Here is an 18047-nt window from a genome sequence, read left to right on the forward strand (position 1 = left end):
AACATGAATGGGTCAAGGCCTGCCTACTTTTATTCTGCAGGAACGGCATCAACTTGTCGCGATAAGGGTGCAGGTAGATGAACCAGCATTTCTTTGGGGCAAATTTGCAGAAAATTGGCTTTTTCAAGCGCCCAATGCTGCAAAATACCCTCTGCCTTGCGGCTTTCCGTTTCGGCGAAATGTCGCTCAATCAACTGCTTCAATTGAGTTTCCCAATGGTCAACTTCGACAGAACAGGTCACCAAGGTTTCCATATTAATCATATCCTGCGCCTTGCCATCGGGGTCATAAAGATAGGCCATGCCCCCCGTCATGCCCGCGCCAAAATTCGCACCAACCGATCCCAGGATCACCGCAACGCCGCCCGTCATGTATTCACACCCGCAGGCCCCGCAACCTTCGATCACGACTTTCGCACCGGAATTTCGAACGGCAAAGCGTTCCCCCGCGCGACCCGCCGCAAACAGATATCCATCCGTGGCGCCATACAGCACCGTATTACCGATAATGGTATTTTCATCCGCCTTCAGCGGGCTGGCCATGGGTGGGCGCACGACAATCGTACCGCCAGACAGTCCTTTACCGACGTAATCATTTGCATCGCCCGACACTTCCAGTTTCAGCCCAGGCGCTGCAAACGCGCCAAGCGATTGCCCGGCAGATCCATTCAACTTGACCGTTAGATGATCGGGCTGCAATGCATTGCGCATCCCAAAATTCTTGACAATATGACTGGATGTCCGCGTCCCAATGGTCCGCAGCGTGTTCTGCACCGCATATTGCAGCTGCATCTTTTCACCATCGTTCAGAAACCTTGCGGCATCTTTTACGATCTCAGCATCCAATGTATCGGGCACCTCGTTTCGGGGCTTGGCCGTATCGTAAACTACGTCCTTCGCCCCATCGATCGTGATCAGAAGTGGGTTCAGATCCAGATCATCCAGATGCGCCGACCCACGACTGACCTGAGACAACAGATCCGCCCGCCCGATTACCTCATCCAGCGACCGCGCACCGATACTGGCCAAAATCTCACGTACCTCCTGCGCATAGAATGTGATCAGATTCACCACTTTATCTGCATTGCCTGTGAACTTGGCGCGCAGGCTTTCATCCTGCGTACAGACACCCACAGGGCAGGTGTTTGACTGACACTGACGCACCATGATGCAACCCATCGCGATCAGGGCGGCGGTGCCGATGCCGTATTCCTCGGCCCCCATCATCGCGGCCATGACAATATCGCGACCCGTGCGCAAACCGCCATCCGTGCGCAGCGTCACACGGCCCCGCAGATTGTTCATGCTAAGCACCTGATGCGCCTCGGTCAGGCCCATTTCCCACGGCAGGCCCGCATATTTGATCGACGTCGCAGGCGACGCGCCCGTCCCGCCGTTATGACCCGAAATCAGGATCACATCCGCCTTGGCCTTCGCCACACCGGCAGCAATCGTGCCCACGCCACTGGCCGCGACCAGCTTGACCGTCACCTTACAGCGCGGGTTGATCTGTTTCAGGTCATAGATCAGCTGCGCCAGATCCTCGATCGAGTAGATATCGTGGTGCGGTGGCGGGCTGATCAGCGTGACACCCTTGGTCGAATGCCGCAATCGCGCGATCAGATCGGTGACCTTCATCCCCGGTAATTGACCGCCCTCGCCCGGTTTGGCACCTTGCGCCACCTTGATCTCAAGTTCTTCGCAGGCGTTCAGATACTCCGCCGTCACACCAAAGCGACCACTGGCAACCTGCTTGATCTTCGCACTGGGATTGTCACCGTTGGGCTCTGGCACGAAATGCGCAGGGTCTTCGCCACCCTCGCCACTGTCACTTTTTGCACCAATCCGGTTCATCGCCACATTCAGCGTCTTATGTGCCTCGGGCGACAACGCACCCAGCGACATCCCCGGCGTCACAAAACGTTTACGGATCGATGTAATCGACTCCACATCTTCAATCGGAATAGCTTTTGCCAGCGGCTTGATATCCAGTAGATCGCGCAAATGAATGGGCGGGTTTGATCGCATTTTGGCTGAATACTGCTTCCACATTTCATAACTTGCCCGATTACAGGCCGCCTGCATCATATGCATTGTTTGCGCTTCCCAGGCGTGTTTTTCGCCCGTACGACGCGCCTTGTAGAACCCGCCAATCGGCAACACATCGGCACCGCCGCGCCAGCCTTTTGCGTGAACTTCTTCCAGTTTTTTCTGAATACCCGCCGTTCCGATCCCGGAAATCCGCGATTGCATCCCGGGGAAATATTCCGCGACCATCGCACGGCTTAGCCCGACGGCCTCGAAATTTAGCCCACCGCGATAGGATGAAACAACGGAAATCCCCATCTTGGCCATGATCTTTAACAGGCCCTGATCAATCGCAGTCCGATAGCGCTGCATCGCCTCGGACAGATTGCAATCCAACAGCCCACGATCAATGCGATCTGCGATGGAATCCTCGGCTAGATAGGCATTTACCACCGTCGCACCGCACCCGATCAATACCGCAAAGTAATGCGGATCGATACATTCCGCCGACCGTACACTCAGGCTGCAGAACGTCCGCAAACCCTTGCGCGTTAACCACGAATGCACGGCAGATGTCGCCAAGATCATCGGCATAGGTACACGAGTTTCGCCTTGATATTGATCAGTCAGTGCAATGTGCCCCGCCCCGGACCGCACGGCATCTTCGGCTTCGGCGCGGATGCGGATCAACCCCTTGCGCAAGGCCTCTGGGCCTTCATCGGCATCAAAGGTACAGTCGATTTTGGTCAGTGGTGCGTTAAAACTTTCTACCATCGCATCAAACTGTGCATTGGCAACAAAAGGACTGTCCAACACCAGAATTTCGGTCTGACTACTGTCTTCGTCCAGTACGTTTTTCAGGTTACCGAACCGCGTTTTCAGACTCATCACCCGGTATTCGCGCAGACTGTCAATCGGCGGATTGGTGACCTGGCTAAAGTTTTGACGAAAGAAATGACTTAGCGGGCGGTACTTTTCTGACAGTACGGCCGATGGTGTGTCATCGCCCATCGACGCCAATGCTTCTTTCGCATCTTCGGCCATGGGGGCCAGAATTTGTTCAAGTTCTTCAACGGTATAGCCCGCCGCGATCTGTCGCTTGCGCAGCTCTGCCCCACTGAACAGCGCGGTTTCGGGAATGCCCGACAGCTTTTCTTCCAGATCATTGATCTTGCCGACCCAGTCGCCAAAAGGCAGCGCACGCGCCAGCTTGTCTTTGATCTCATCATCATGAAACAGTAGGCCTTTTTTCATATCCACGGCGATCATCTGCCCAGGACCCAAAGCGCCTTTTTCAATCACGCGCGCCTCGTCAATTGGCACCATTCCAGCCTCTGAACCGGCGATCATCAGGCCATCACCCGTCACGACATATCGCATGGGCCGTAAACCGTTGCGATCAAGGCCCGCACAGACCCAGCGACCATCGGTCATGGCCAATGCTGCGGGGCCGTCCCATGGCTCCATCACGCTGTTGCAATAGGAATACATATCGCGCCATTCCTGCGACAATTCCACCGCCTGCTTCGACCAGCTTTCCGGCACTAACATCGTCTTAGCCATGGGCGCGGATCGACCGGCGCGCACCAGAACCTCAAATACGGAATCCAACGCCGCAGAATCCGAAGATCCTTGGGCAACAATGGGTTTAATGTCTTCTGCAGTATCCCCAAAGGTAGATGAGGCCATACGGATTTCGTGGCTTTTCATCCAGTTCAGGTTGCCCTTCAGCGTGTTGATCTCGCCATTGTGTGCCAACATGCGGAACGGCTGCGCCAGCCACCATTGCGGGAACGTATTTGTCGAATACCGCTGATGATAAATCGCGAATGCACTTTCAAACCGATCATCTTGCAGATCTGGATAAAATTCAGCCACATCCTGGGCCAGCATCATGCCTTTGTAAATCATCGACCGGCAGGACAACGAACAGATATACAGTTCGCGCACACCAGCAGCGGCAGCAGCTTTTTCGATCCGACGGCGGATCACATATAACTCACGCTCGAACGTTTCTTCGTCTACACCCTTGGAATTGCTGATAATAATCTGTTCAATCTCGGGCCGTGTCGCATTGGCCTTGGCGCCCAATACGCTGACATCCACCGGTACATGCCGCCAGCCATAGATGTAATAGCCCATCCGCAGTACTTCGGCCTCAACGATTGTACGACAGGTTTCCTGTGCGCCAAAATCTGTACGCGGCAGAAAGACCTGACCAACCGCGATCAGGTTTTTCATATCAGGTTCATGACCCGTGCGGCGGATCTGGTCATAGAAAAACTCAGCCGGGATCTGCACATGAATACCCGCGCCATCACCGGTTTTGCCATCCGCGTCGACGGCCCCGCGGTGCCATACGGCTTTCAGCGCAGAAATCCCGTTTTCCACTACCTTGCGCGACGCCTTGCCATCAATAGACACAACCAGCCCAACGCCGCAGGACGAATGCTCTTCTTCCTCGGAATACAGCCCGTTTTCAGCCAACCATATGCGCTTTGCACTCTCGGCCGCAGCCCAGTTTTCATCATATTTGGTCATGGTCAAACTCCTATCTTCGGGGTATGGCGCACCAATATCGGGGCCATACAACATCTTGTTTTTATTCAAAAACCTCGGCCATCGCATTTGCGTTTCCAGCGTTATTGGCCTGCAGCTCTGTCACGGTTTTCATGATTTTGATAAACAATACAGCCGCCATAATACTGATCGGTGTGGCGATCATGTCGATCAAACTGGCCATCTGTAGCGCCTCTAACCCATCATCGCGGATAAAAATCTGCGTCGATACATTAACAAGCGTCGTGCTGATCACCCACGCTGCCCACCACCAACCGAAATAACCTGGCACTTTGCTGTTCAGATCAGCCGAAGGATGAAGCGAACTATTATAGGTCTGCTTCATCGATTTGAACGGCATCACCAGATTTGCAAACGGAACTGCATACCAGATAACCGCCATCGCAGGGCTAATACGGTTTGGATCGGGATCCAGATCCTTGGCGTTCACACTGGCGCGGTACACCCAAATGCCATTCACAATAAAAGCCACAAGGACAGCAACTGTACTGCCAACCCCGACTATAACACCCCAGAAATCTATCTCAACTGCGCGGAAGTCCTGATCAGCACCGCTCAGCGTGCCATCTTCAACCTGGCTAAAGAACTGATACAACATGCCGGAATGTATGCCGTAAATCACTTCTGACAGGATAAAAATACCCGTCACACCGACACACCATTTGATCAAACGGTTCAGATCATACGTCATTCGGTCGGACCATACAGTGCCAGCACCTCAGCTTCTGTCATCTGGGTGCGATCATCGCCAGCAAACGCATGGCTGGCCGGTTTGTGGTCGATATAAACCTCATTGTCGAACACCATCCCATCCAAACTGTCCAACGCGCCTGCAGACAGGATCAGCATACCTTGCATCGGTCCCGGCGCTGTCAGTCGCCACAACAGGCTTGATCCGCAGGTCTTGCAAAAGCCGCGTTCCGCCCATTCTGATGAAGCAAATGTTTGAACATTGTCTTCACCCTGCCACGTGATCCCGCCGGGCATGACTTGAACGCTCATTTCAATCCCGCCGGAAAACTTGCGGCACATCTGGCAATGACATGCGCCATACGTTTTTGGATCTTCCGCCAATTCAAACGTCACAGCGCCACAAAGACATCCACCTGTCTTGCTCATTCCTCTGATCCTTCAGGCATATAGTTCGACATCAAAACGTCACAGTCATAGCGTGGCTTGGATGAAAAGAACCCAGGTTCGCCAGGACGAATGAACTCAACCGGTGTGTGATCCGTGCGTTCGGTGCCATCAGCGTTTGCGGATGTACCAAACAGAAAAATGCGCTCTTCAGGATGAACATATTGCCGACCTGTGCGGGTCTGCGCCACTTCGCCGTTCGGCCATGACGCAGAATAGGAATATTCGGTATTCAACAGCCGCTCACCATCAATCACGGTCTCTTCGCCGGTCAATCTGTCATATCCGACATAGCGCAAGGGTTGCCGCGTCGCATTACCCTTGATCGATTTTACAAAATCATAGGTATCGTAATTCGTCGCAAACAGTTCAGCCAATGACGCGGGATCAGGTGCGGGGTTCTGCATCAGTTCAGTGGCGACTGGATTTATATAATATGTCTCAAGCCATTGAAATTCATCATCAACCTTGCGCACCCGTGATGGACCCCGATCAGTGAAAAGCGCCATCCATTTGTCGCCCGGATTATCCGCTTCGCAGGTCCAGATATTGTTCATCAGACACCCGCGGTACTGCACCGTCAGATGTCCTTTACACCCATTGGGTGGCGTGAATTGCTGGGCAAGCACAGGTGCCACCGAACCAAATGTCAAAGCAATCATCAAAACCAGTTTTTTCATTCGACACCTTTGGAAAATGCGGCACGGATCCATAGCCCATGCACAGTGGAAATAGGTAAATCAGCCGATGATATCAGCGTATCACAGTCATATGCGGGCGTCGCCACATCAAAGCCCGGCTCATCCGGGCGGATCAGATCAACGGGGGTGTTATTGCCCACCTCCCCCGTGTCCTGATCAATCCAGCGCCCGCCCATATACAGGTTTTCTTTGGCCCAAAACAGCTGCACACCTTCGTATTTGATATAGGGCGCATTGTTGCTGTCATAAAAATGGCTCAGGTGCGACACCTCAAGCATGTCTTCACCGTCGACTGTCACACTCGTTCCGGTCAACGTGTTTTCTCCGCTCCAAACAACCTCATAAGTCTGGCCTTGAGCCACATGCAGAAAATCATCATTGAACCGATAGCTACCTTCGGTTTGCAGTTTTTCCAGACTGTCCAGCGATTGCTTCAGGTTGCGCGGCATAAACTGATGATCCCACCGCAAATTGTTCATCTTAATCCAATTGAAATCCGCATCAAACGTCAGATGATGCGACCGCCCTTGCTGAGTATACGTGTAGGATTGCCGATAACCTTCTGCATCCCCTTCGCAGGTGAAATAATGTGTGACCGTGCAGGATCGGTTTTGCGTGGTCAAAAAACCCGTGCAGCCATCTGGCACATTGAAAGACTGCGCCGCCGCAGGGGCGGCACCCATCAGTGCGATTGCCATTGTGATCCTGACCAATTGCATATGCAAAACGGCCCTTTCTTTGTTTTATACTAGGACAGCGTGCGTGCCCTTTTTACCAAGTTTAACAGACTGCTAATCTATATGAATATCTACTTAATTTCTCGCCTAATACGAAGTTTTGTACAAAATTTTTGGTACAAAACCCTTGTACAAAATATACAAAACTGCGCATGGCGGTGTGTTTTTCGGTCTGTGGCCCCTATTCAGCGGCAATAGAATTTGCCCCGTTAATATAGTTCCCAATTGCGTCTGCCGCCTCGCGCCCGTCACGAATAGCCCACACAACCAAACTTGCCCCCCGCACGATATCGCCCACTGCATAAACACCCGGAATAGCGGTCGCATGGGTCTGAAAATCAGCCTTGATCGTACCCCACCGCGTAACTTCCAATTCCGGCACATCCCACAATGCGGGCAGGTCTTCAGGCTCAAACCCAAGGGCCATAACGACCAGATCAGCGTCTTCTATGTAATCTGACCCTTCAATGATTTCAGGAGCTTGTCGACCTGTGGCATCGGGCGATCCAAGGCGCATTTTTTGCACCATCACACCTTCGATCGTCTCGCCCGTAAAGCCCTTGGGCGCACTTAGCCAGACAAATTCCACGCCTTCTTCCTCGGCGTTGTTCACCTCGCGTTGGGATCCCGGCATGTTTGCTTTATCGCGGCGATACAGACATTTTACGCTGGTCGCGCCCTGTCTAACCGACGTCCGAACACAGTCCATCGCTGTATCCCCTCCCCCAATGACAACAACGCGCTTCCCTTCAGCATTCAACTCGCCACTATCAAACTCAGGTACGTCATCGCCAAAACTTTTACGATTGCTGGCGGTCAGGAAATCTATTGCGCGAACAATGCCTTGGGCACCAACACCGGGTGCCTGCAGATCGCGGGATTTATAAACACCTGTGGCGATCAGAACCGCATCATGCTTGCCTCGAATGGCGTCAAAACTGATGTCTTCGCCCACATTACAATTCAGCACAAAGTCCACACCGCCCTGTTCAAGCTGGTTGATGCGTTTCATCACCACATCCTTTTCCAGCTTAAAGCCGGGAATGCCATAGGTCATCAATCCGCCCGCACGATCATAGCGATCATAAACCACCACCTGAAACCCTTGTCGCCGCAGCACATCAGCGGCCGCCAGACCACCGGGGCCAGCGCCGATTATCCCAATAGACTCAGTCAGCTCCTGATGTGGTTGGATCGGTTTGACCCATCCTTTTTCCCATGCGGTATCGGTGATATATTTTTCAACACTTCCAATTGTCACAGTGCCATGGCCCGACTGTTCAATCACACAATTGCCTTCGCACAAACGATCCTGCGGGCATATCCGTCCGCAGATTTCTGGAAAAGTATTTGTGGCCTGGCTCAGCTCATAGGCCTCCTCCAAACGCCCTTCGGCAGTCAATCGCAACCAATCCGGGATATTGTTGTGCAGCGGGCAATGCGTCTGACAATAAGGCACACCACACTGGCTGCACCGCCCTGATTGTTCTTCAGCTTTTTCAAGGGCATAATCAGCATAGATTTCGCCAAAGTCCTGTTTGCGCAAATCCGGAGGCCGCTTTTCCGGCATCTCGCGCTCAACCTTCACAAACTGAAGCATTTTCTGATTTGCCATTATTATATAACCTTCCGTTCCATGCAGTAGAGGTGTTTTAAGGAAGGTTTTCACAAAATAAAAGTCAGAAAGAGTTACCTAATTGAAAAATATTCCCACTAGATGGATCGAAATATCCTTTCACATTATAATTTTAGGTAAGCAAGCATGACTTAAATTAAATCTTTTCATTTATTATCAAACGCTTAGATTGGCACATAAGAATCAACCGGACGCGTCTTATGTCACTGTTTCATATCTTTCTGGTGGCCATCATACAGGGTCTTACCGAATTCTTACCCGTATCATCATCGGGTCACCTGATTCTATTGCCGAATCTTACATCATTGGAGGACCAGGGCCAGGTCATAGATGCCGCCGTTCACGTCGGAACATTGTTTGCTGTCATACTATATTTCTGGCGTGATGTAAAAATTGCTTTGCTTGGTCTTCCCCGCCTTGCGCAAGGACGCGCCGACACACCCGGCTCAAAACTGTCGCTACTTCTGCTGATTGCAACGATACCAGTTATTTTATTTGGTCTTTTCCTACACTTAACAGGGTGGGACATCGCGATGCGATCAGTCACTGTGATCGGATGGACCATGCTGATTTTCGGCATAATCCTTTATTTTGCCGACCAGAAAGGCGCGACAGTCAAGGAAGCGGAAAACTGGTCCACAAAAGACGCCATCATTATGGGATTATGGCAAGCTATTGCGTTGATCCCCGGCACGTCACGATCGGGTGCCACAATCACAGGCGCACGAATGCTGGGCTATCAACGCGAAGATGCCGCACGAATTTCAATGCTGATGTCAATCCCGACAATCATCGCCAGCGGTATATTATTGGGGGCTGATGTTGCGCGTGACGCCAATGCAGAACTGGCCCGCGACGGGGCCATTGCCGCAGCCTTTGCCTTTGTCTCAGCTCTGCTGGCATTAACATTAATGATGCGACTTTTGCGCAGCGTCAGCTTCACACCTTATGTGATCTATCGCGTGATCTTGGGTGTGGTTTTGCTATATTTCGCTTACAGCTAAGTCTTTAAATTCTTTGCAGATTCTTTGATGTCACTGTATTGTCCCGATGGACGGAAGCGCCAAAGATAATCAGGCAAGACAGCCTCAAGTGCTGTGGGTTTGATCCCAAGATCGTCAAAGGTTTTAACCCCCTGCCCCACAACATTGTCATTGCGCAGATTTTTGACCTGATCGCGTGTGATCATGCCGTTTTTAACAACACCAAACGTGATTTTTTGCAACATATCAAAGCCAAACGCCATGATCCGCGCGGCCCAAAACGGAATATTCAAAATCAAACGGCGGCGGCGAATTACCTGCAACATTTGCTGCATCAGTTCACGGAATGTGTGAACATCCGGACCACCAAGTTCGTAAGTACTAGGTTCAGCTTGCCCCAACACGCCTTTGACAGCTGCCTTTGCAACATCATCGACATACACCGGTTGAAATCGGGTTTCGGCCCCCACGACGGGCAGCAAAGGGCCAAAGCGCGTCATTCCAGCAAAGCGATTGAAAAAACCATCTTCGGCACCAAACACAATCGAAGGTCGTAAGATCACAGCTTCGGGCTGGAACCGCATTACACCTTCTTCACCAAGCGCCTTGGTGCGGGCATAATCGCTTTTGCTATCCGCATCCGCCCCAATAGCCGATATGTGGACAACCCGGTCGATCCCCGTCTGACCTGCAATTCGTGCAATCCGCTCAGCGCCTTCATGCTGCAATTCATCGAAAGTGCTTTTGCCGGTTTCGCTCAAAATGCCCACGCAATTCACGACAGCATCTGCACCCTGCATCACAAGCCGAACAGACGCATCATCCCGAATATTGCAAAACACTGGTTCGACCTGCCCAACAACACCGTAAGGTTTGACAAATATCGCCTCATTTGGCCTGCGGACAGCCACGCGTACGCGCCAGCCTTCTTTAGCCATCCTGCGGGTAATATAGCGTCCCACAAAACCAGAGCCGCCATAGATCGTAACAAGCTTGGACATTCTCAAACCTCAGTCAGTCGTGCATAAGCGTATTAGCCCCGGTTCGCAAAAGGAACAACCCACCATAACGCCACAGAAGATTGCCGTTGACAGTTCGTGCGGGCGCGTCTAAATCGCGCTTTACCGAAAGGTATCGTGCGGTTGTGGCGGAATGGTAGACGCGCTAGCTTCAGGTGCTAGTGTCCGCAAGGACGTGGAGGTTCAAGTCCTCTCAACCGCACCATTTCAATTTTTATGTAATCTCCCGAATCCGAACATTGTATAAATTTGCGTTTACGGAACTCAGATTAGCCAGATGCCAGATCAATCTCTTGTCTGGCGCGTTCGACCTTTTTGATCCACAGCGGTGCTTGCTGATGGCACGCATATTTTTCCGCCTCAGTAAGACATGTTTTTGATAAAGCATGGCCGCCATTTGCAAAAAACAGCCTTGCTTCTGCGATCATGGACGGCACACTGAACTGGGTTTCCCCTGTTTGTTCAATACGGGCTTTCACACCGGCAAGAACATCATTCGCATCATCCAATTTTTTTGCCTTGATGAGTTCTTCGGCAATAAGTGTTTCGAAAAAAGACTGCCATGATATAAAGTCCATATCCTGCCAACGCTTCAAACCTTCGTCCATACGCAACAGGCCCGAAGTATGTGTACTGGAATGACGGGTTTGCACCCAACCTTGTACAAAAACTGCCATCGCTTCAAACTCAGGAAAGCGGTGTGTCTTTGCAAATCCTTCTGCAAGCAGGCTGTAATGGCTTGCTGAAGTTGGATCATCACGAAGCAAGGATGTCAGAAACTGGGCCAACAGACCAAATCCCATTGCATGAGCGATACCAAGATCTTCACCCAACCTCTGCGCCCGGTCTGCAAAATCGCGCGCCCGGTCATGCTCTCCAAGAACAGAGGCTGTCAGACCTGCGTAAAACAAACTGAAAACACCAAAATCCTTCAAATATTTCGGGAATAATGACGCATGCTGATCAGGTCGGTAGAGCGATATTGTCTGACCAAGATGATCTGCTGCATCCGCATTTTCGCCCCTGTGCCAAGCCACAAGCCCTGCAAGAGTATGCCCGCTTAGCAGGGCTCCATCACCTTGAAGTGCCAATATTTGCGAGCTGATCAACTCAGCTTTTTCAAACCTGCCGCGTGCCCAGTCATGTAAGCCGCAATTATATAGAACATGGGAAATTTCCTGTTTCAAATCCAACTCGCGGATCAATTCCATGGATCTTTTTTGTGCAACACCGAATGAGTAGTTGCCCGGTCCGCCAAGGATCATCTCAAGCGGGCCTTCAATACTGCGTAAGGTCAATTCTTGATGTTTACGCGCATCATCCAAGGTCATCAGATCATTTAACTCGAACGCCTTGCCAAGATAATCCTTGGCCTCTTGCAAGGCGCCAACCCGGACGGATGCAAGGCTTGAGGCAATCAGATGAACGATTGCATCTTTGGATCGTTGTGCACGTTCATAATGTAACGCAAGCAAATGCGATGGGGCTTCGGGCCATTTTTCTTTCATTATATCAGCCAGTTGCCCGTGCAGCCTGCGCCGCAGATCCTTGCTTAGGCTGCTATAAATAGCTTCGCGCACTAGATCATGCGGAAAACAAAGGCCTGAGCTGTCAGAACGCTCTTCGATCAGGTTTTCCTGTACCAAAAGCTTCAGGTGTTCAGTCATATCATCGTGGCTGTCACCCAACAGTCCGGCAATCAACTCAGGCTCAAATGTTTGTCCCATAACAGACGCCGTCTGTACGAACCTGCGGGTTTGTCGGGGCAAGCGGATCAGGCTTTGTTCAAATAAATCCAATAAATCAAGAGGAAGGTCCTGCCGGCCAAACTCCATCACATTCTGCTTGCGTGCAAAATCTGCAAACGCCGAAACAAAAAGCGGAACACCTTGCGCTTTATTTAAAATCCAAGCCACAGTTTCCTGAGACGAAGAGTGCGCGTCAAGCACCTTCCGGATCATATTTTCGGATTGTTTGTCTGACAGCGGATCAAGCGTTATTAAATGATCCGATGGTAAAACAGGATGATCTTCAGCCCCAACAGTCCTTTGGGTAACAAGCAAAAGAATACGTTTTTCCACCAGTACATCACATAGGTCCAAGAAAAACCCGGCAGAACTTGGATCCATCCAATGGGCGTCTTCCAACACAACGATCAGCGCTGGCTTCGCGCCGCGGGCTTCGATCAAACGTTTGGTCAATTCCCCACACAGCCAATTGCGTAAAACAGCCGCATTTTCGCTAAGCCTTGCAGTCTTATCGGGATGCGCATCAAACAACAAAAGCAAGTCTTCGATCTGCTGTTGGTCAAGCCCCCAAACCGCGCTTAGAAGCCGACTAAGCTTTGTTGCTTTCTTTTGATCATCATCACTTGGCAAAACGCCAACTATCCACTGCAAGTGGGTTTTGATTGGATGATAGTCACGGCCAGATCCATCACGACTGCAGCTTAAGACGATCCTGGCACAGTCTTCCGTCACGGGTTTTTGCAAAAACTCCTGAACCAACCTGGTTTTCCCAAGCCCGGCTTGACCCGCAATTGTAACAACAGATCCTCGTCCGGATACCGTATTGCGCAAGGCGTTTTCCAATATCTTGATCTCGGCTTTCCGCCCGACAAGAGGATCAACAAATGTCCGAAAGGTCAGTGGACCATTTCGATCTTGCTGGCGTTGTATCTGCGGGGTTTCAGCGTGCCAGATCAATGTATCTTCGGAAAAACCCTTTAACGACTGATCCATCAGCGGTTTGAAACGAAACTGATGATCGGCACTGTTCTTGCTTTCGTCACACACAAGGATCTGGCCGGGAATAGCTATATTCTGCAAACGCGCTGCAAGATTGATGCAAGCGCCAACGGCATAAGAACTGCCATCGTCGTCATCGTTGAACAATGCGCGGCCCGAAGCAATGCCGATGCGAACGTTCGTCGAAAAAGGAGCAGTTGTTTTTTGCATGGACGACACAATTTCAAAACCTGCCGCTATGGCTGTCGATGCACGATCCAAATCGCCTTGCCCCCGGTGAAAAAAACACATCGCCCCATCCCCCAGATATTGGGTCACTTCGCCATTGAATGTACGAACATGCATTGTGATCATGCTGTGAAATGCACGCAATGCTGTGCTGTATGTTTCAGGGCCAAGTGTCTGCATCAGCTCGACAGAACTTTCGAGATCGACAAACATAACCGTCACCGGACGGTATTCTGACCAACCCGGGTCAGCTGGCCTAACCACCACTTCCGGTTCGACCAACTGATCGTCCGTATCTGAGTGGCCGATCTTAGTGGACATCAAACCGCTTCTGTACGAAGCCATCATTTCCAACAGCTGCATTATATGCTGATAATGCGAACATTAAAGCCATATCATAATCCAGACCCTGACCGCCAATTCGTGCTGACATGGCCTCGGTGCCGGGTCTATTCTGAAACCATTCCGCCCATTTTCTGGAGCCTGGATCATAAAGTAAAAACGGTTCACCATCGCGTGGGAAACTGCGGTTTGGTGAGGGGTAAAGATTTGCTGTGAAAGGAAATTCAGATGCGCCATGGCAGCTTTGGCAAGACGATGCGCGCAGGTGGTTATCCCCCTGATATCGTTCACCGGATGCTGTGATAACATTGTGACGGGTCGCAACGTCCATCGGCCCTGCCAAACGTCCACCCCATCCAAAAGTATCACGTGTAAATGCCGGTGCATCCGGGTTAATCCAGGTCTCCTGCAACTTGGCACCCGGGGGTAAGCCACTTGGATCGCTGGTTAAATCTGGATCGTTACCCCATTGCATGCCGACAGGCACAAACCGATCCCATGCGCTTTCGCCCTGCGACGTCGCATCATACGTAAAAGCGATAAAAACCCAGCCCGTTTCAGGGGCCGCCACGCTGTCTTTGACCCTTACTGCAATCTGGATCGGGCGTACCGGCAAAACCTGCGGTTTCATGTCGGGGACGTTATTTGCCTGATCTTCTGTCGTCGGGCGAAAGACGTGCCACATCGACGCGCCTTCAATCACGCTCCAGTTTTCGGGGGTGTTTGTAACGGCCTCAATTTTCACAACGATAGACCCATCGGGAAAAACAGCCCGTGATATGTCGGGCGCGTAAACGTTTTCCCACATGTCCCCCAGCATAGTGGCGGCCGCGCTGTTATAATAAATGACAGCATGATTTTGCACATACGTCGTTGGCCGATATGGGGGTGAAAACGTCTCGGGCGGCATGATCTGACCTGAATAGGTATTCATCAACGCCTCGCGACCAGATGTTGGATCAGTACCATTTGGTCCAGGGGCTCCGTCACCAGACCAGACAAGATCGTACCATCCGGCAGTCGTCGGATCCCAATTTTCAGGCTGCTCAACCAGTGTACGCAAAGTTGGCTCAAGATGGGTTTTGATACGTGCGACGTACTCAGCCGCGCTTTCAAGCGTCAGTCTTTGCGGCATGTCCAAAGTGGACCATGCATTTGCGCTGATGGTGTTAGGATAATCCAGATTGGCAATATTATAACGGCCCTGCCAATCCTCAGCAGATGGATAAAGCCCGTTGTTAGAGGCCATTGGATCTTGCGCAAGCGCAAGGCTGGCCGCGCCGCCAGATATCACAAAGGTCAAAACCATAAATCTGAATTTGTCGGAAAGACGAGATGCACAAGACGACATGTGTTTCCCCTTAAGTGTGAATTTTGTTGAAACAGCTGAACTCGCCCGGCACAGCGTGGATATTTCCCCAAATATCTTGGTCACGCTTTGTGCTCACAACCATGGCGGGCGCAGCTGGTTTTGTCAAAGCTCTTCAGCGCAATGGATAAATTGTTTCGTTTTTTAAGGTGATGAACTCACAAAATACGTATGATTGCGATCAATTCCAGATGTTACGTTAAACGAAACTGTTGTTAGAATTGCAGAGGTTATATAGGTCTACTCGCAATAAATAGAACATAAGTTATTATAATAAATCGCAAATTGTGCCCAGCCAGATTGTATTGCGCAAATCATTTCGTTAGGTTTCAAGTCATGACTATAGGGGATGTCTTATGCGAACCGCACTCAAAATCGCAGGCCTTATGCTTGTCAATTTCACAGTATTTTCAGCAATGACGTTTGCAGAAAATCGCATTGATACACAACTCCCGAACGCACCCACATTAGCTGCGTATGGGACATATGCAGTTGGCGTCCAAACGATTGATATCGTCAATCCGGATCAAATCGACATTCTTGGCATTGATCCGGACGCGCCAAAGCCTGACGATTTTCCCCGCTATGACCGGCCCTTAAAATTAGAGATATGGTATCCTGCAACACCAGACGCGACGGGTGATACTGCCCTCAGGGCCTTTCTGCGTGACGGCAAAACCCAAGTTGAATTGCAAGGTAAAGCCCATCGGAATGCTGTGAAATCGGATGGAACATTTCCACTGATCATTATATCGCATGGGTATCCAGGCAATCGGTTTTTACTGTCCCACCTGGCCGAAAACATAGCGTCTAAGGGATATGTGGTAGTGTCAATTGACCATACAGATTCAACCTATCGTACAAAGGCTGCATTTGGATCGACACTGGTTAACCGTTCTCTGGATCAGATTTTCACATTGAATGAAATTGACCGCCTGTCGACCGATGATGACTCATTCTTAAATGGTTTGGTTGACGCATCGAACACTGCGCTTATCGGATATTCCATGGGCGGGTACGGCGCCGTGATTACGATGGGCGGCGGTGTGACGCAAAAATCTGTCGACTATGAATGGGGTGGGCCCCACGGAACGCTGGCGGTGCATAAAAGCGGGTCAGACAGCCATAACGCACTAACCGACGCACGCATCAAAACGGCCATTGCCTTTGCACCTTGGGGTATGAACCGGGACTTCTGGGATGCTGATACTTTAAAGGACATCACATCGCCAATGCTGTTTGTGTCCGGGTCTATCGATGATGTATCGGGGTATGAAAATGGTACCCGTGCGATATGGTCAGCAGCGATCAATTCTGACCGCGCGCTTTTGACTTATGACAATGCCAATCACAACGCTGCCGCCCCCATGCCTGCACCAAAAGAAGCTGACAGATTTGATGCGGATTTAGATTTCAATCTTACTGAACACTACAGTGATGCTGTCTGGGACACCGTGCGTATGAACAATATTGCACAGCATTTTGTCACCGCATGGCTTGGTAAATATCTTAAAGATGACCCTGACATGGACGCCTATCTACAACTTGTACCGAACTCAAACGATGGCGTCTGGGCCAAAACCGAAAATGGTTCGATCAAGCCGGAACACACTCATTGGACGGGCTTTCCAAACCGCACAGCCAAGGGACTAAGATTTGAGGTTCTATCGGCGGGCGAATAGATTTTCCAACGCCTGTTGACCGAACACATACGACACCTGCATGAAATAAATGCTATGTGACGCCGTAAAAATACTGTATACAAATCGTGTTTTAACGGCTGCGGCATTTTTCGTCGTATTTTTTACAAATATTTTAAAAGAAAGAAATTGATATGTTTACAAAACCCTCACGACAGGTCGATCGCGTTTTTCTTCATTGCTCTGCCTCTGATCATGCAAATCATGACAATGTATCAACAATTCGCAGATGGCATATGGATGCCCCCCCAAAAGGTCGCGGCTGGAGCGATATAGGCTATCACTATTTCATCCGTAAAAACGGTACTTTGGAAAATGGTCGTTCTTTGGAAAAAACTCCGGCCGCACAAGCTGGGCACAATAAGTCGACAATCGCCATATGCTTGCACGGTTTGCATGTTTCGAAGTTTACAGAAGCCCAATTTGACCGACTCAAGGAACTTTGCGTTGAGATCAACAATGCCTATGGCGGCCGGGTCACATTTCATGGCCATAATGAAGTCGCGGCAAAAGCGTGTCCCGTGTTTGATTACGCAAAAGTGCTGAAACTGGACGATTTTGGCCGCTTGGGGCTAAGCGGGGCGGCAAAACAAAAAACAAAAACAGTGACTGGCAACAAGCCTGATACCTTTCCCATATTGCGCCAAGGCGATCGTGGATCGGCCGTAATCGAAGCGCAGCGGATGTTGTTTATCAAACCTGATGGTATTTTCGGCCCTAAAACGGCTGTGGCAGTGCGTGAGTTTCGCACAAAAAATAATCTTGGCCGTGAAGCGATAATTGATCATCTGACTTGGAAGGCCCTTCTTGAAACAGCTGTTGTCGAACACTTCGACTGACA

The 18047-nt window shown here is 50.7% G+C and carries 12 protein-coding genes and 1 tRNA gene; 4 read left to right on the forward strand and 9 right to left on the reverse strand.

Going from position 1 to position 18047, the window contains the following annotated elements; genetic code table 11:
- Positions 1 to 29 precede the first annotated feature (29 nt).
- The 6 genes from gltB to HRQ87_RS04400 all read right to left on the reverse strand — a co-directional run bounded on the left by gltB (position 30) and on the right by HRQ87_RS04400 (position 8797).
- Positions 30 to 4568, reverse strand: a complete 4539-nt coding sequence (gene gltB, locus HRQ87_RS04375) for a glutamate synthase large subunit (RefSeq protein ID WP_174135643.1) — start codon at positions 4566 to 4568, stop codon at positions 30 to 32.
- Positions 4569 to 4629: 61 nt separating this feature from the next.
- Positions 4630 to 5298, reverse strand: coding sequence for a DUF4328 domain-containing protein (locus HRQ87_RS04380; RefSeq protein WP_174135645.1), 669 nt, complete (start codon positions 5296 to 5298; stop codon positions 4630 to 4632).
- Complete coding sequence (locus tag HRQ87_RS04385; protein ID WP_174135647.1) at positions 5295 to 5726, reverse strand: GFA family protein; 432 nt, start codon at positions 5724 to 5726, stop codon at positions 5295 to 5297. Before HRQ87_RS04385 ends, HRQ87_RS04380 begins: the two co-directional genes overlap by 4 nt.
- Positions 5723 to 6424: a hypothetical protein gene (locus HRQ87_RS04390; protein ID WP_174135649.1), complete on the reverse strand. Its 702-nt coding sequence runs from the start codon at positions 6422 to 6424 to the stop codon at positions 5723 to 5725. Before HRQ87_RS04390 ends, HRQ87_RS04385 begins: the two co-directional genes overlap by 4 nt.
- Entirely contained in the window at positions 6421 to 7143 is a 723-nt protein-coding gene (locus HRQ87_RS04395; RefSeq protein WP_174135651.1) for a hypothetical protein, read from the reverse strand. Before HRQ87_RS04395 ends, HRQ87_RS04390 begins: the two co-directional genes overlap by 4 nt.
- Before the next feature lie 220 nt (positions 7144 to 7363).
- Positions 7364 to 8797, reverse strand: a complete 1434-nt coding sequence (locus tag HRQ87_RS04400; RefSeq protein WP_174135653.1) for an NAD(P)-dependent oxidoreductase — start codon at positions 8795 to 8797, stop codon at positions 7364 to 7366.
- A 221-nt stretch (positions 8798 to 9018) separates the two neighbouring features.
- On the opposite strand from HRQ87_RS04400, the gene HRQ87_RS04405 reads away from it, so the two are divergent.
- Positions 9019 to 9822 carry an undecaprenyl-diphosphate phosphatase gene (locus HRQ87_RS04405; protein ID WP_174135655.1) on the forward strand — a complete coding sequence of 268 codons (804 nt, stop codon included), beginning with the start codon at positions 9019 to 9021 and terminating at the stop codon, positions 9820 to 9822.
- Here HRQ87_RS04405 and HRQ87_RS04410 read toward each other — a convergent pair.
- Entirely contained in the window at positions 9819 to 10802 is a 984-nt protein-coding gene (locus HRQ87_RS04410; RefSeq protein WP_174135657.1) for a complex I NDUFA9 subunit family protein, read from the reverse strand. The genes HRQ87_RS04405 and HRQ87_RS04410 overlap by 4 nt on opposite strands.
- 137 nt (positions 10803 to 10939) lie before the next feature.
- Here HRQ87_RS04410 and HRQ87_RS04415 point away from each other — a divergent pair.
- A tRNA-Leu gene (locus HRQ87_RS04415) sits at positions 10940 to 11025 on the forward strand.
- A 64-nt stretch (positions 11026 to 11089) separates the two neighbouring features.
- On the opposite strand, the gene HRQ87_RS04420 is transcribed toward HRQ87_RS04415, so the two are convergent.
- Both HRQ87_RS04420 and HRQ87_RS04425 read right to left on the reverse strand, forming a co-directional pair.
- On the reverse strand, positions 11090 to 14116 hold the full coding sequence (locus HRQ87_RS04420; RefSeq protein WP_174135659.1) for an ATP-binding protein: 3027 nt from the start codon (positions 14114 to 14116) through the stop codon (positions 11090 to 11092).
- Positions 14106 to 15488 carry a hypothetical protein gene (locus HRQ87_RS04425; protein ID WP_174135661.1) on the reverse strand — a complete coding sequence of 461 codons (1383 nt, stop codon included), beginning with the start codon at positions 15486 to 15488 and terminating at the stop codon, positions 14106 to 14108. The genes HRQ87_RS04420 and HRQ87_RS04425 overlap by 11 nt, the downstream gene beginning before the upstream one ends.
- Positions 15489 to 15862: 374 nt before the next feature.
- On the opposite strand from HRQ87_RS04425, the gene HRQ87_RS04430 reads away from it, so the two are divergent.
- Together HRQ87_RS04430 and HRQ87_RS04435 are read left to right on the forward strand one after the other, a co-directional pair.
- On the forward strand, positions 15863 to 17188 hold the full coding sequence (locus HRQ87_RS04430; RefSeq protein ID WP_174135663.1) for an alpha/beta hydrolase family protein: 1326 nt from the start codon (positions 15863 to 15865) through the stop codon (positions 17186 to 17188).
- Between the two features lie 152 nt (positions 17189 to 17340).
- Positions 17341 to 18045, forward strand: coding sequence for a peptidoglycan recognition protein family protein (locus HRQ87_RS04435; protein WP_174135665.1), 705 nt, complete (start codon positions 17341 to 17343; stop codon positions 18043 to 18045).
- Positions 18046 to 18047: the final 2 nt, after the last annotated feature.

Origin of the sequence: Parasulfitobacter algicola (assembly GCF_013315265.1) — a bacterium.
Classification (GTDB): Bacteria; Pseudomonadota; Alphaproteobacteria; order Rhodobacterales; family Rhodobacteraceae; genus Parasulfitobacter; species Parasulfitobacter algicola.